Source organism: Mucilaginibacter limnophilus (assembly GCF_004005815.1).
Taxonomy (GTDB): Bacteria; Bacteroidota; Bacteroidia; order Sphingobacteriales; family Sphingobacteriaceae; genus Mucilaginibacter; species Mucilaginibacter limnophilus.
Genome location: NZ_SACK01000004.1, coordinates 148,972 through 162,976 on the forward strand (window position 1 = coordinate 148,972; position 14,005 = coordinate 162,976).

Here is a 14,005-nt window from a genome sequence, read left to right on the forward strand (position 1 = left end):
TAAAAAAGTCATGCTGAACATGCTTCAGCATCTCTCATGTTAAAGAAAATTTAGCCTTAGATATCTGGAAACAAGTTTGGATGAGGTTTGTAAAGTGCCTGTGGCTTGTGAATTTAGAATGCCTGCGCTCCACCTTCCAACGAAAACACTTCGGCATTTGGATATGTTCCTTTAAACATCCTTGCCGCCTGTGCGCTACGCTTACCTGATGCACAGTAGAATACTGTTATTTTTTGGGGATCGAGATCAGACAAGTATCTTTCCAGTTCCTGCAGCGGTATATGCTCACCACCGATATGATATGCATCGCGCTCCTGTTGTGTGCGGACATCAATCAACTGAACATCGCCTCTTTGCAATTGTTCTTTTAATTCTTCCGCAGAAATAACGTTTATTTCGGTGATGGCTGTCGGCAGCGAAGTGATATTTGTCTTAGTTACCGGGCCTATCCTAACAACGCGGCTTTGCATGGTTTGCGCGTCAAAAAGCAGCACTTTACCTGCAAGCACTTCACCGGTTTGCGTAATGTATTTTATAGCTTCATTAGCCTGCATGCAGCCTATTATACCTGCAAGTGTGGGTATAACTCCACCGGTGGCACAATCAGGTATTTGCGAGGCATTAACGTTGGGGAACAGGTCGCGGTAGTTGGGTGAAATTCCGTCTTTAACCGATATATTCCAAACGGCAACCTGACCTTCGTATTGATATATTGCACCGTAAACCAAGGGTTTTCGGCTTAAAACGGCAGCATCATTAAGCAGGTAGCGGGTTTCAAAATTATCACTGCAATCAATGATAATATCATAAGTAGCTGTAATATCCATCACATTCTCATGAGTGATCCTTTCCTGATGAGGAACCAGTATGATACCTGGATTCTGCATTTGTAATTTTTCGCAAGCTATTCTTGCTTTTGGTTTTCCAACCTCCTCAGTTCCGTACAACACCTGCCTATGAAGGTTACTCACCGATACCGCATCAAAATCGGCTATGCCTAAAGTACCTATACCTGCCGCCGCAAGATACTGCGCTGCCGGACAACCAAGTCCCCCAGCGCCTACTATCAATACTTTCGACTGCTGCAAACGCTGCTGCGCCTCTTCTCCGAAACCCGGCAAAGCTATTTGACAACTGTATCGCAGTAGTTCCCGGTTCATGGCTGAGTGGTTGTTTGTTGCTGCAACAGACGTTTTACTCGTTCAAGTTCTTCAGGCGTATTTACATTGGTTAGCGCTGAAGGATAAGGTGCGTTTAGCAAAGTAGTATCACTATTGATAAGCACTTTTCGCGGACAAGAATACCCCTGAGCCAAAAACGACAACAACACCGGATAGCTTTTTGGCTCCCAGATGGTAATAAGCGGTTCAGGAAAATCGTCATGAACGCTTTTGTATGCTGTCGCGATAGAGGCCGTATTGCGATTATCTATAAGGTACTGTATTGTCGCTTCATCAAGCAAAGGCAAGTCGGCAGCCACTACCAGCCAGGTGTTATCAGGCTGGGCCCTGAATGCCGACAGCATAGCCCCCATCGGACCAAGATTTAAAAAAGTATCCGTTAAAGTCTCATATCCTTTTGCAATTTCCCCGCTTTGCTCTTCCCGGCAGGAAATAAACACCTCCGCACAAAAGTTTTTTAGCACATCAGCCAAATAATAACGCTGCTCTTTGCCATGCCAGTTTATGGCACCCTTATCAAAACCCATGCGCACGCTTTTACCGCCGGCAAGTACAAGTCCATTTATTTTTGACTTAGCTTGTTCCAATTTCGAGTTAAAAAATTCGATTATCTTATCCGTTTCATCCAGTCGGTAAACCGGAATGCTTTCCCAATTCGAAACAGTTTTTTTTATAAAGTCAAATACTTCTGTAGCAGTTGTGCTTAGTAGTATAAGTTCAACATTCGTCAATTGCTCAGCACGATTTTGCAGTGAAGTTTTTTTATTTTCGTCGATAATAACAACCTGCGCTTTAGCTTGCTGATGATTGCCATTCACCAATACGATATCGGCTTCAGCAAAAAGTTGTCTCTGGTTAAATGAAGACAAGTTGCCGGTAAAATTTAACTGGTTATAATTGATCTGATCGGTATATTCTATCGAAGCTCCTGAAGCTAACCTACCCGACAACAGCATTACATCATCATTATGCGAAGTATCAGCGTAGGCACATTTATAAGCAGGCGACAGTGCCTTTATTATCTCATCGGCCAGTAGTTTTATCACGGTACAAGGTGCGCCTACAATGGCCCACTCATTCCGCGAAAAGTTACCCATCGCCGGACGCGTAAGCTCCGCATGTTTTTTATGTCCGTTTGAAGTCATGCTTACCCCCTGTTTTTTCTATAAGCATAGTTTCTTTTATCACAATGTTATGGCTCATGGCCTTGCACATATCGTATATAGTTAAAGCGGCTATGGAAGCACCTGTCAGCGCCTCCATCTCAATACCGGTTTTAGCGGTTATGCTGGCCTCACATTCAATCACCACTTCCTTTTGTTCATTAAAGTTAATAGTAATATGGCAGTTATCCATACCTAACGGATGGCAAAGTGGTATTAGTTCACCCGTTTTCTTAGCAGCCATTATTCCGGCTATGATAGCTGTTTGAAACACCGGCCCTTTTTTGCTTTGAATTTCATCACCTTCCAAAAGCTCAAGCACTTCAGGCGGCAGGTAAACCACGCTGCGTGCTACAGCCCTGCGTTTTGTTGGCTGCTTTTCGCCTACATCAACCATATTTGGATTGTTGCTATCGTCGAGGTGTGTTATCATTGTTTGTAGTTTTGTGATTACACTGATTTACGAATTTGATTACACCGATTTTGAGAACTCGTTAACATCGTCATTTGTATATCCTAACGACCTTTTCTACTTATCGGTGAAATCTAAATCGGTGAATCATTATTATCCTATAAACTTCCCCTTTTTTAAACTCACTTTTATCAGCCGGAAGTTCCATAAAGGCGTCGGCATCAGCTAAATTAGCGAAATCTCCTGAGCCGTTGCCTGTAACAGGTTCGGCGATAAGCTGCGCCTTGTTATTCATTAACAGCTTTACCTGCATAAAATAAACAAGTTCCGGCTTAAATGTTACATCGTTATCCAGAACCGCATACATGGCCGGTTTTTCAATCATGCCCAGCGTAGCACGCAGCCATGGCAGAAAGTATCTGTGCGTACACATAAATGCAGCCACAGGATTGCCCGGAAAGGCGAACACCAATACTCCGTTTTCATGCTTGCCAAACCAGAATGGTTTACCCGGACGCTGGGCTACTTTATGAAAAATCTGTTTAACAAATAACCTTTCGAGCACTTCAGGCAACAAGTCAAACTTTCCGGCAGATACTCCGCCAGTCAGAATAATGGCGTCGTAATACTGCAGGCAGTGTGCCAGTTGGCGTTCCATGATATCGGCTTCGTCGGGCAGGTGCAGTATATCTGCATGTATGCCGTTGTCTTTTAGGATAGATTGCACAGTGTAATTGTTCGAACGGCGTATCTGGTGTGGTTTTGGTGTTTCACGCACATCGATAACTTCGTCGCCGGTAGAAACAACCACCACCCGCGGCAGCTTTTTAACTCTTATTTCTTCTTCGCCTACTGAAGTTATCAAACTTAGAACCGCTGGAGTTATCACCTGCCCCGGTACTGCTAAAATATCGCCTTGTTTCCTATCGCGTCCCTGGGTATGGATATTTTGTCCTTTAGCAACTATACTTGACAGCACCACCGCGCCTTCTTCGTTGAGATCAATCTGTTCATAAGGTATCACTGTATCGACTGATTCGGGCAGCATTGCGCCTGTCATGATCTCAATACACTCGTCCAGTGCTTTGATTTCCGCGGGAGCGTCACCGGCGGCCTGTACAGCAATTTTCCGGAACACCGTATTACCCTTTTCTATCGCTTCGTACTTAACCGCGATGCCATCCATAGCAACACGGTTGAAAGGCGGCATATCCCTGTCGGCTTTTATATTTTCAGCCAGTACACGGCCTGTAGCTTCGGTAAACAGCACAATCTCGTTGCCCAGATCGGCTTTATTTTCAAGTATTATCCGTTCAGCTTCTTCAACTGTTCTCATAAGGTATCAGCCGCCTATTTCGGCCATTGATTCATGTATATCATGCCGCTGCAGTTCAGCCTGACGGCCATCCTTTGCCTTGTTGCCCAAGGCATCGCGCAGCAGCATTTTTATTTCATCGTCACTATCCCCTTTGCGCAAAGCATCTTTTATATTCAGCACACCATCATCATATAAACAGGTACGCAGCATACCTTGAGGTGTTACGCGTATGCGGTTGCAACTACCACAAAACGTACGCGAGTAGGCTGCGATAATGCCCACATTACCCTGGTGACCAGGTACATGATAATTATACGATGTTGAATATGCCGGGTCAGCAATCTTTTGTATTGAAGGATAATGCAGCTGTATCTCTTCCAGTATCCGCAGATAATCCCATTGTAGCGTATTAAACTGATGACTATCCCCATTGAAAGGCATTTCCTCAATAAAACGTACGCTTACAGGAAGGTCTTTTGTCAGTTCAACAAGTGGTGCAATGTCCTGTGTGTTCCGGCCATCCATCACAACCGCGTTTATTTTAACATTGATATTGTGTTTTAACAATGCCTCAAGCGTGTGCATCACATTAGTAAACTCATCCCGGCGGGTTATAGCAAAAAAGCGATTAGCGTCAAGCGTATCTAAACTCAGGTTTACTGATTTTATACCGATGTCTTTCAACTGCGGCACAAACGGGGCAGTCAATACGCCATTGGTGGTTAACGTCAGTTCGTTTATACCTTTAATTTTTGACAGCGAAGTAAGAAACTGCATTATTCCCCGACGCACAAAGGGTTCGCCGCCTGTAATGCGTACTTTTTCGATACCCATTCCAGCCATAACACGGCACATGCGCAGCATTTCTTCATAACTCATCAGTTCGCTTCGCGAAAGCCAGTTGAGCCCATGCTCGGGCATGCAGTAGAAACAGCGTAGGTTGCACCTGTCTGTCACCGCAAGGCGCAGGTAGTTTACTATCCGTCCGTGATTGTCTGTCAGCGCGTTCAACATGGTAAAGTTAAGGATAAAAAAATATCCCATCCTGATATTCTCAAGATGGGATTATTAAAGCCATTAAATGGCAAGTATATTACTTCTTTACAGAAAACTTATAAATCGAATGTGTTTTATAAGTCTGCCCTGGATTAAGTTCTGTCGACGGATATTCGGGACGGTTTGGCGAATCAGGGAAATGCTGAGTTTCCAATGCAAATGATGTTCTGAATTCGTCCTTAATACCATATTTCAGCACGTTTTTAGCCTGCATAAAGTTGCCACTGTAAAACTGTAAACCAGGCTCCGGTGTGTAAATATCCAGCGTAATACCTGTTTTGTCACCAGTAATAGTAGCTACAGGTTTGCTGATATCTGTTTTGTTCAGCACAAAGTTATGATCGTAACCTTTGCCGTTTTTCAACTGTTGGTTGTCGGTTTCAATACGTGCACCTATTTCTGTTGGTTTTGTAAAATCAAACGGTGTACCGGCAACTTTCTCCAACGGACCAAGCGGAATAAGACCGCTGTCGACAGGTAAATAATTATCAGCGTTTATCCATAAAGTATGTTTCAGGATATCACCGCTGCCCGAACCATTCAGATTATAAAAAGCATGGTTAGTTAAGTTTACTACAGTCTTTTTATCGGTTTTAGCCTCGTAGCTGATATCAAGCGCGTTGTCATCAGTTAAATGAAACGTTACTTTTACATTCAGGTTGCCGGGAAAACCTTCCTCACCGTCTTTTGACAAATAAGTCAGTTCGACAGTGTTCGAATCAACTTGTTTACCATCCCATATCACACTTTGAAAGCCTTTTTTACCACCGTGCAGCATGTTAGCACCGTTGTTTAATGAAGAACTGTATTCTTTGCCGTCAATTTTAAATTTACCTTTAGCTATACGGTTGCCATAGCGACCGATGGTTGCACCGTAATAAACTTCGGTAGATTTTAAATATCCCTCAGCACTTTCCGGACCAACAATTACGTCAACCATTTTACCGTCTTTATCAGGCAGTAACAGGTTAACTATACGTCCGCCGTAATTGGTTATTGATGCTTCTACCCCGTTCTTATTTTTTAAAGTAAAAAGATGAACGGCCTTACCGTCGATTGTAGTGTCGAACGCCGAAGCGGGCGCCAATGCTGCGGTGTGCGTAGTGTCTGTGCTCATGGTTTCAGTTGATTTTGATGCCGGCTGATTGCAGGCGGCCAAATATAGGGCGCAAGCCGGTAAAATTGCTAATGCGGGTTTTACAAATTCTCGTATCATAGGTCCTTTATTTATTGTTAAGGGTTTCGTAACAGATAGAGCAGATTCTCTTAATTGGTTTTGAAATCTGTCAAATATACAATTATTTGCAAGTTTGCAATGATTAACTGATTTTTCCTTGCAACATGTTACAAATCCAGCTCGCCACCGTGCACAACGGCGCTTTCACATATATATGTCGGCACAATGCCGGTAGAATGAATAGCCGCTTCAGCATCTTCAGGTAACGTATTTCCTGATAGAACCAACACCGTATCTAACCCGAATTTATTGCCGCCAATGATATCGGTATAAAGCGTATCGCCAACCATCACAATATCTTTTTTGCTGATCTGGCGGCGCTCACGTATCAAATCATAAGCGAACATGAACATCTGTGAATCAGGCTTGCCGAAGCGGATAAACTCCTTGCCTACAATGCTCTCAACCATATTGGCTATACCACCAATAGCCACAGATACATCATTTGCCGAAAGGGGGTAGGCATAATCAGTATTGGCCACAATGGCAGGTATAGTGCGTTTGCGCAGTATATTCACTGTTTTATTAATATCCTCAAACCAGTCGAACCCTTCATCATCCATAAACACAAAGGCGTTCACCTTATCCATATTGGTGCTGTTCACCTGGTTAACCGACAAAGTGTGCCTGCCTTCATTTTCAATATAGTGTGCCGATTCGGGCGTACCCAAAAACGCCACAATACCGTCTTTCACTTTCAGGTCCAGGTATTCTTTAGCCAGCATACCTGATGATACGATACGGTCGGGCGATATGGCATGAAGCCCCTGACGGTGGTATGATTCGGCCAATTGCACCGGACTGCGCGAAGCATCATTGGTAACTATATAATATTCTTTACCTTGCTGCTCAAGGTAAGCAAACGTTTTTTCGATACCCGGTACCAGTCCTTTATAGTTTTTTAATACTCCAAAGGCATCAAAAAACACGATCTGGTAGCGGTCGACAATCGACTTAAAGTTATCAATGTGCTTCATTAGTATTATTTCAGTTTCAGGGCTGATATTATTTTTTCGGCATCAAAATCACGATCTACAGAGGGCAGGTAAATGTCAAAGGCTTCGGCCTGGAGTTTTTTGGCATATTGCTCGTGGAAAAAGTGTTTGCCATCCTTTATCACATAATTCAGTATAAAAAAGCGGTAAACTTCCTTCAAAAAGCGTATCTCATCAGCTTTAAGCGGATTTACTTTATGATATTCTTTAAGGAAAAGTATAAAGCGGTCTTCCATCATGGTATCAATCACATAACTGAATACCGTGCGGTCGCCTACGGAAGATACTACCCTGCTGAAAAAGTAAAAATCAAGCACACGGTAGCTCATCCTGAACCAGTCGTAATCCCAGCGGGAATACAGCTCCAGATCGGGCGTTACCGAGAAGTTGCCGATATTCCAGTCGATAAATACCGGGATGATCTCAAATGAACTTACATTGTGTTTCAGCCTGTTTTTCACAAACTGGTCGCAGTGATATTTCAGAAAATCAGCCTGCATACGGCTCCCAAACTGCTTTTCATTTTTGTTAAGCTGATCGAGCAGGATGTTAATATCGGTACGCAGTGTTTTTGATGATTTAGGCAGAACATTTTTGAGTCTTGCACAGGCTTTATGGAATTTACCTACCTGCTGACCAAGCTTTTTTATGTGACGTTCTTCCAGTTGGCGCGGCAGGCGCTCCATAACCCTTGTTGGATTATAAAACACTACCCATGCATCGGTTTTGCCCTGTTTGTAACGGTAGGTATATACCCTATTATTTTTTAATAGCGATTTTGAAAGCAGGTTTTCGAATGGGTAGAGCAAGTTATTGCAAAGGCTGTGGATCAGGCGGTGGTCCTCCTTAAAATGCTCGTATTTGCCAAAGTTTGAAAGCTTGGCTATAATGATGTCGTCGTCGTCAAAAGTTATGCGGTAAACATGGTTGGTTGAAACCCGGGCGCTGATATCGTCTATGGTCTTGATGGTCTTTGATGCGTCGTACCCTTCCCATGCCTTTTGAATTATAAGTGAATAGTCCATTTAGAATATAATTGGACACAAAGAACGCAAAGTTTTCACAATTATAACAAGCAATTTGCAGCGCCCGGCATGTCCCCGGAGGCTGGTATGTTATTACTTTCCTTCAGCTTTATGGGCAGGTGTAACCTCAGGGTGCTCTACTCCTCTGTGACAGCTATTACAGTTAACCCCTTCTTCAGCCATCATACCCAACTCATTTTTCTTCGCGTGGAAGTACTTTTTGTTAAGCATCTCAGTCATTTTGTACATCTTGCGTGCCATCTCTTTCTCCGGTTTGGCATCGCTTGCCCAATCCATTTTCCGGGTAGCGGTATCGCGCACATGGCAAAAGCTACACTTAGTACCTAAAGCATGCTCCCACTCTTCCATCACCTCATGCATTTGATCTTTAGTGATGTTTTTAGGCAGGACTTTTAAATTTTTAAATAATTTTTCTTCGGCGGGTTTCTCTTGTTTTAAAGTAACCATTGAGGTTAGCACTACACTTGAAAGCAGCCCTATTGTGATAAACGCTTTTTTGTTGATGAACATTTGTCAGAGATTTGTCAGGTAAATATAATTATGTGTTAGATAATATTACCAAACGCAACAATATTTTTATAAACCTGCCGGGTGTGCCATTAGTATTTCTTCACTTACCTGCCATAATCTTTCTCTTGCAGCAGCATCATCCGCCGCTGAAGATACTTTAGCGAGTTTCTTCTTTTTGAAATAAGTACCGCTTTTGGTATGCAGCCCTGATTCTGTAGCCAAATAAATGGTTGTTTGGGCGCCTTGTTCAGGCGTTATCATAAACGGGCGGGCTATAGTCAGGAAAAAGCCGGTCATGCCGCCTGCGCCTGCACCAAAAGCAGTGTTTACCACGCCTGGATGCAACGCGAAAGCAGTGATACCCTTATCCCGGTATTTTTCGGCAAGTGATTTTGTAAAATAGATATTGAACAATTTGGCCGCGCCATACACCCGCATTGATGAATAACTTTTCTCACTGTTAAGGTCATCAAAGTCGGGCTTACCCATTTTATGCGCTTCAGAACTTATGTTAATAATACGCGCCTGCCCTTTTTGGAGCAGAGGCATAAGGTGCATAGTAAGTGCGAAGTGCCCCAGGTGATTTACGGCAAAGGTCATTTCAAATCCATCATGGCTAAGCTTTCGCATTGGATACATGCCGCCCGCGTTATTGATCAACACATTTATGGCAAACAGCCGGCTCTTTAATTTTTCGGCAGCGGTATAAACGCTATGCAGATCGGACAGATCACACTTTACACTGAATATCTCTTTATTGACCGTTTGCTGCTTTAACTGGCGGACAAGTTCATCACCCTTCACTACATCACGCACAAGCAGATACAAGGCATGCCCTTTTTTGGCAAGCGCCAAAGCAGTCTCTTTGCCAATACCTGATGTTGCCCCTGTGATAATGGTGGTAATTGCAGCCATTGTTTAATTAGTTGATTGGATAAGTAGTTGATTGGGTGAGTTGTTGTAATAATTGAGTAAATATACGGGTTTGAACCACTCACTAATTTACTTAATCAACCACTCACAATCCTTTAACTTGCCTTTGCCAGTTTTTCATTTTCCAGTATCTGTAAAAGCGCTTTTTCGGCAAGTGTAAGTTCTGACGCTTTAATGTCGGCATCCTCATCCAATCCTTCAAGGTACTTGAACAACGTGCCTTCTTCATAATTTTTTATCACTGCCGGATGTACATAATACTTTTTGCAAACCGTACGGGTATTACCCAGGTTTAGCGCTACTTCATCAAGTACGCTTACAATCTTCTTTTTACATTCGGTAACGTTTTCGAAGCCGCCGGCTTGTTTAAAGGCAAACAGCGCGCTTACGCTGCCTGCCCAGGTACGAAAATCTTTCGCGGTGAAGTCTTCTCCTGTTATTTCTTTAAGATAACCGTTTACGTCACCCGAACCAATGGTGCAACGTTCGCCATCGTCATTATAAAACTGAAAAAGCTCCTTACCGGGTATGTCGCGGCATTGCTTTACCAGCCTTGCCAGTTTTTTGCTTTGAAGGGATATATCCTGGTAAACGCCTTTTTTGCCTTTAAAGGCAAAGCGCAATTTCGATCCTTCTATTTTTACGTGCTTATCCTGTAAGGTAGTAAGCCCAAACGAACCATACAGCTTTTTATACGACTCATTCCCTACCCTGATGCTGGTTAGTTCCATTAGCCTTACAACCAAGGCGACTACCTTACGGTAATCAAGGTTACGGCGGGCAAGGTCGGTATCCACCTGCTGCCTTATGGCCGGAATATGAGCAGCGAAAGTTTGCAGGCGGTAGTATTTTGATTGATTGCGGATCTGGTTCCATTCAGCATGATAGCGATACTGCTTGCGTCCTGCAGCATCTATCCCGGTAAACTGTAGGTGCCCGTTCTCATGTGGGGATATCCAAACATTGGTATATGCCGGCGGAATAACCAGTTTGTTGAAACGGATTATCAAATCTTTATCCTTCACCAGGTTACCTTCGGCATCGTAATAACTCCATCCCTTGCCGGCCTTTTTGCGGGTAAAGCCGGGCATTGTGTCAGACACGTAGCGCAAGCCTACGGCTTTGGCAGTGACCTTAGGGTCGCGGCCTATTTTTTCAAGTTTTTTTACAAGGCGGTTCATTTGTGGAGATAACAAGCAGTAAAGGTTTAAGTTTTAATCTTACTTTATGCTGACCGTGGTTACTAACATTATGTTTTTCGTCTGCCTACCTTAGTGCAACTAAATATTCACTACTTATGAAATACAACATTTTAGGAAACACAGGGCTTATTGTATCCGAGCTTTGCTTCGGCACCATGACCTTCGGCGGAAGCGGCTTTTGGGAAAACATAGGCAAAATACAACAGGATGAAGTTAATCAGTTGATGAAAGAGGTGGTTGACAGCGGCATCAACTTTATTGATACGGCTAATGTGTACTCGTTCGGCCAGTCGGAAACACTCTTGGGCCAGTCGATTATCGACCTTGGTTTGAACCGCAATGAACTGATAATAGCTACCAAAGTGCGCGGCCGCATGAGCGAAGGCAAAAACAATGTAGGCCTATCGCGCTACCATATTTTTCAATCGGTTGACGAAAGTTTGAAACGCCTGCAGCTGGATCATATCGACATCCTTTATGTTCATGGTGTTGATTTGCTTACTCCTGTTGAAGAGATTATGCGATCATTAAACGACATTGTGCTTACCGGTAAGGTGCGTTATGTTGCTATTTGCAACTGGCCTGCCTGGATGGTTATGAAAGCGCTTGGCATCAGCGAGAAAAATAGCTGGAGCAAGGTTATTGGTTTGCAATACTACTTTTCATTAGTTGGCCGCGATATTGAGCGTGAGATATTACCGCTGGCTGCCGACCAAAACCTGGCTGTTATGCCGTGGAGCCCGCTGGCAGGTGGTTTCCTGTCGGGAAAATATACACGTGACGGCGAAAAAGCCGGAGCACGCCGCGACGCGTTTGATTTCCCTCCGGTTAATAAAGACCGCGGTTATGATATTGTTGACGTGATTGCCGAAATTGGTAAGCAGCATAACGTTTCGGCAGCGCAGGTTGCCCTGGCATGGGTTCGCCAGCAAAAAGGTGTTACCAGTACCATTATTGGCGCAAAAAATATCGATCAGCTGAAAGACAACATCAAATCGACAGAAATACAACTTACAGCCGATGATCTGCAAAAGATCAATGAGGTAAGTGCACTACCACGCGAATATCCGGGCTGGATGGTTGAAAGACAATCGGCAGATAGGACGGTTTAAGTTTTTTAGTCCAAAAGACGGAAAGTCCGAAAGAAAAAGTCTGTTTTTTTCAGACGTTCCGACTTCCGGACTTTCCGTCTTTCGGACTATTCGACTAAAACAAGCTTTTAAACACCTTCACCGCATACTCCACTCCTTCCGGATGAATATCCAGATGGGTTACAAAGCGTATTCGGTTTTTGGCTGTGCTCATGCAGATAATGCCCTGTGCAGCCAGATCGGCAACCACTTTATCGGCCGGTTCAACGGTATCAAATAAAACAATATTGGTTTCGACGGGAAGCACCGCGCTTACCCAACTACATTTAGCCAACTCGTCGGCCAGTATGCGGGCGTGGGCATGATCGATTTTAAGCCTTTCAACATGATGATCGAGCGCATAAATGCCCGCCGCTGCCAGAAAACCCGCCTGGCGCATACCACCGCCAAGTACTTTACGTATCCTTCGTGCTTGTTTTATAGTTTCTTTATCAGCCAGTAAAACCGAGCCAACGGGTGCACCCAATCCTTTTGATAAGCATACTGATATTCCATTGAAGTATTTCCCATAATCCTTTGCATCATCACCTGTATGTGTAAGCGCGTTGAAGATGCGTGCGCCGTCAAGATGCAGCTTTAGATTATGCTGATGGCAAAGTTCGGCTATGGGTTTAATCTGCTCGAGCGTATAACAGGCGCCGCCGCCTTTGTTAACCGTGTTTTCAAGCACTACCAAACTGGTGCGTGGAAAATGGATATTTTCGGCATTTATTTCAGGCTCTATCATTTCGGCGGTAATTATACCACGATAGCCATTCAGTAATCGTGTTGATACTGCCGAATTGAACGCTATGCCCCCACCTTCGTAGCGGTAAACGTGTGCTGTTTGGTCGGCAATCAATTCATCCATTGGCTGGGTAAAGCATTTAATGGCTATCTGGTTGGTCATAGTACCCGACGGGCAGAAGATGCCCGCCTCCATGCCAAACATGGCCGCGGCTTTTTCTTCAAGGGCGTTTACTGTTTCATCTTCGCCAAAAACATCATCACCCACTTTTGCACTCATCATGGCCTCAAGCATACCCGGTGTAGGTTTAGTTATCGTATCGCTGCGAAAATCAACAGTAGTTTGCATATTGTAATTGAAGTAGTATTTTTAAAAATTCAAATATCTAAATCTTATGCGTAAAATCTTACTTCTATTGCTGCTTATTGGCAGTACGTTTTCTGCAAACGCACAACTGTTTGGTTACAATTGGAAAGAAGGCTATTACATTGATTTAAGAGGCAGAAAGCATCTGGGATTTATAGCTGATTATGTGGCTTCTAAAGGTATAGCGGGTGCGTACGGTTCGAGCTTTAGGTTCAAATATAAAGACGAAGACTCAAAAAAAATTAAAGCTAAAGACGTAAGAGCATTTGTGGTAAAACCCGATAAAAAGCAACCAACCTTACGAGACAGTTTTATTGTGGCAACTACAAATAAATTATCTGATGCGCCATTTCTACTTGTAAAGATTAACAACAACCCGGTTAAATTGTACTCCTCAGTATGGAATACGGCTTCCCCTGGAGGCGTAGGTGCAGGTTTTAGTGTAGGTATAAGCTGGTCTGGAGAAACTTATTACTGGGGCACAGGTCCTGATGATGTAACTAAGCTTACCAAAAAGAATTTTGTTGAAGCCGCAAGTCAGTTTTTTGCAGATAAGCCTGATATAGTTGCTAAAATTACGGATAAAACTTACGGCTGGAGCGACCGTGAAAACCTTATCCGATTTTATTTAACGGGCAAATGGAACGAGGAAGATAAAACATCTTCTGCCGGTTCATCAGAATAAAAAAAATGTTTTACCGTTAATTG

Annotated in this window: 14 protein-coding genes; 2 read left to right on the forward strand and 12 right to left on the reverse strand. The window is 43.5% G+C overall.

What is annotated here, in order from left to right:
* Positions 1 to 113 precede the first annotated feature (113 nt).
* The 11 genes from moeB to EOD41_RS11695 all read right to left on the reverse strand — a co-directional run bounded on the left by moeB (position 114) and on the right by EOD41_RS11695 (position 11,032).
* A complete protein-coding gene (gene moeB, locus EOD41_RS11645) occupies positions 114 to 1,160 on the reverse strand; it encodes a HesA/MoeB/ThiF family protein (RefSeq protein ID WP_127705008.1) in 1,047 nt (348 codons plus the stop codon).
* Positions 1,157 to 2,326: an NTP transferase domain-containing protein gene (locus EOD41_RS11650; RefSeq protein WP_127705010.1), complete on the reverse strand. Its 1,170-nt coding sequence runs from the start codon at positions 2,324 to 2,326 to the stop codon at positions 1,157 to 1,159. The genes moeB and EOD41_RS11650 overlap by 4 nt, the downstream gene beginning before the upstream one ends.
* Positions 2,307 to 2,777, reverse strand: a complete 471-nt coding sequence (gene moaC, locus EOD41_RS11655; protein ID WP_127705012.1) for a cyclic pyranopterin monophosphate synthase MoaC — start codon at positions 2,775 to 2,777, stop codon at positions 2,307 to 2,309. Before moaC ends, EOD41_RS11650 begins: the two co-directional genes overlap by 20 nt.
* Positions 2,778 to 2,877: 100 nt before the next feature.
* Entirely contained in the window at positions 2,878 to 4,092 is a 1,215-nt protein-coding gene (locus EOD41_RS11660; RefSeq protein WP_127705014.1) for a molybdopterin molybdotransferase MoeA, read from the reverse strand.
* A 6-nt stretch (positions 4,093 to 4,098) separates the two neighbouring features.
* On the reverse strand, positions 4,099 to 5,118 hold the full coding sequence (gene moaA / locus EOD41_RS11665; RefSeq protein WP_205780546.1) for a GTP 3',8-cyclase MoaA: 1,020 nt from the start codon (positions 5,116 to 5,118) through the stop codon (positions 4,099 to 4,101).
* A 49-nt stretch (positions 5,119 to 5,167) separates the two neighbouring features.
* Complete coding sequence (locus tag EOD41_RS11670; protein WP_127705016.1) at positions 5,168 to 6,346, reverse strand: aldose epimerase family protein; 1,179 nt, start codon at positions 6,344 to 6,346, stop codon at positions 5,168 to 5,170.
* A gap of 128 nt (positions 6,347 to 6,474) precedes the next feature.
* Positions 6,475 to 7,344: a TIGR01459 family HAD-type hydrolase gene (locus EOD41_RS11675; RefSeq protein ID WP_127705018.1), complete on the reverse strand. Its 870-nt coding sequence runs from the start codon at positions 7,342 to 7,344 to the stop codon at positions 6,475 to 6,477.
* A gap of 5 nt (positions 7,345 to 7,349) precedes the next feature.
* Positions 7,350 to 8,387, reverse strand: a complete 1,038-nt coding sequence (locus EOD41_RS11680) for a hypothetical protein (RefSeq protein ID WP_127705021.1) — start codon at positions 8,385 to 8,387, stop codon at positions 7,350 to 7,352.
* A gap of 93 nt (positions 8,388 to 8,480) precedes the next feature.
* A complete protein-coding gene (locus tag EOD41_RS11685; protein WP_127705023.1) occupies positions 8,481 to 8,918 on the reverse strand; it encodes a c-type cytochrome in 438 nt (145 codons plus the stop codon).
* Between the two features lie 66 nt (positions 8,919 to 8,984).
* Positions 8,985 to 9,833 carry an SDR family oxidoreductase gene (locus tag EOD41_RS11690; RefSeq protein ID WP_127705025.1) on the reverse strand — a complete coding sequence of 283 codons (849 nt, stop codon included), beginning with the start codon at positions 9,831 to 9,833 and terminating at the stop codon, positions 8,985 to 8,987.
* Between the two features lie 113 nt (positions 9,834 to 9,946).
* Positions 9,947 to 11,032: a DNA topoisomerase IB gene (locus EOD41_RS11695; RefSeq protein ID WP_127705034.1), complete on the reverse strand. Its 1,086-nt coding sequence runs from the start codon at positions 11,030 to 11,032 to the stop codon at positions 9,947 to 9,949.
* Between the two features lie 116 nt (positions 11,033 to 11,148).
* Between EOD41_RS11695 and EOD41_RS11700 the strand changes: the two genes are divergently transcribed.
* Entirely contained in the window at positions 11,149 to 12,165 is a 1,017-nt protein-coding gene (locus EOD41_RS11700) for an aldo/keto reductase (protein ID WP_127705036.1), read from the forward strand.
* A gap of 94 nt (positions 12,166 to 12,259) precedes the next feature.
* Here EOD41_RS11700 and EOD41_RS11705 read toward each other — a convergent pair whose 3' ends face one another.
* The gene (locus tag EOD41_RS11705; RefSeq protein ID WP_127705038.1) at positions 12,260 to 13,279 is read right to left on the reverse strand and encodes a threonine aldolase family protein; all 1,020 of its coding nucleotides are present in this window, start codon (positions 13,277 to 13,279) and stop codon (positions 12,260 to 12,262) included.
* A 46-nt stretch (positions 13,280 to 13,325) separates the two neighbouring features.
* Between EOD41_RS11705 and EOD41_RS11710 the strand changes: the two genes are divergently transcribed.
* Positions 13,326 to 13,982, forward strand: a complete 657-nt coding sequence (locus EOD41_RS11710) for a hypothetical protein (RefSeq protein ID WP_127705040.1) — start codon at positions 13,326 to 13,328, stop codon at positions 13,980 to 13,982.
* Positions 13,983 to 14,005 lie beyond the last annotated feature (23 nt).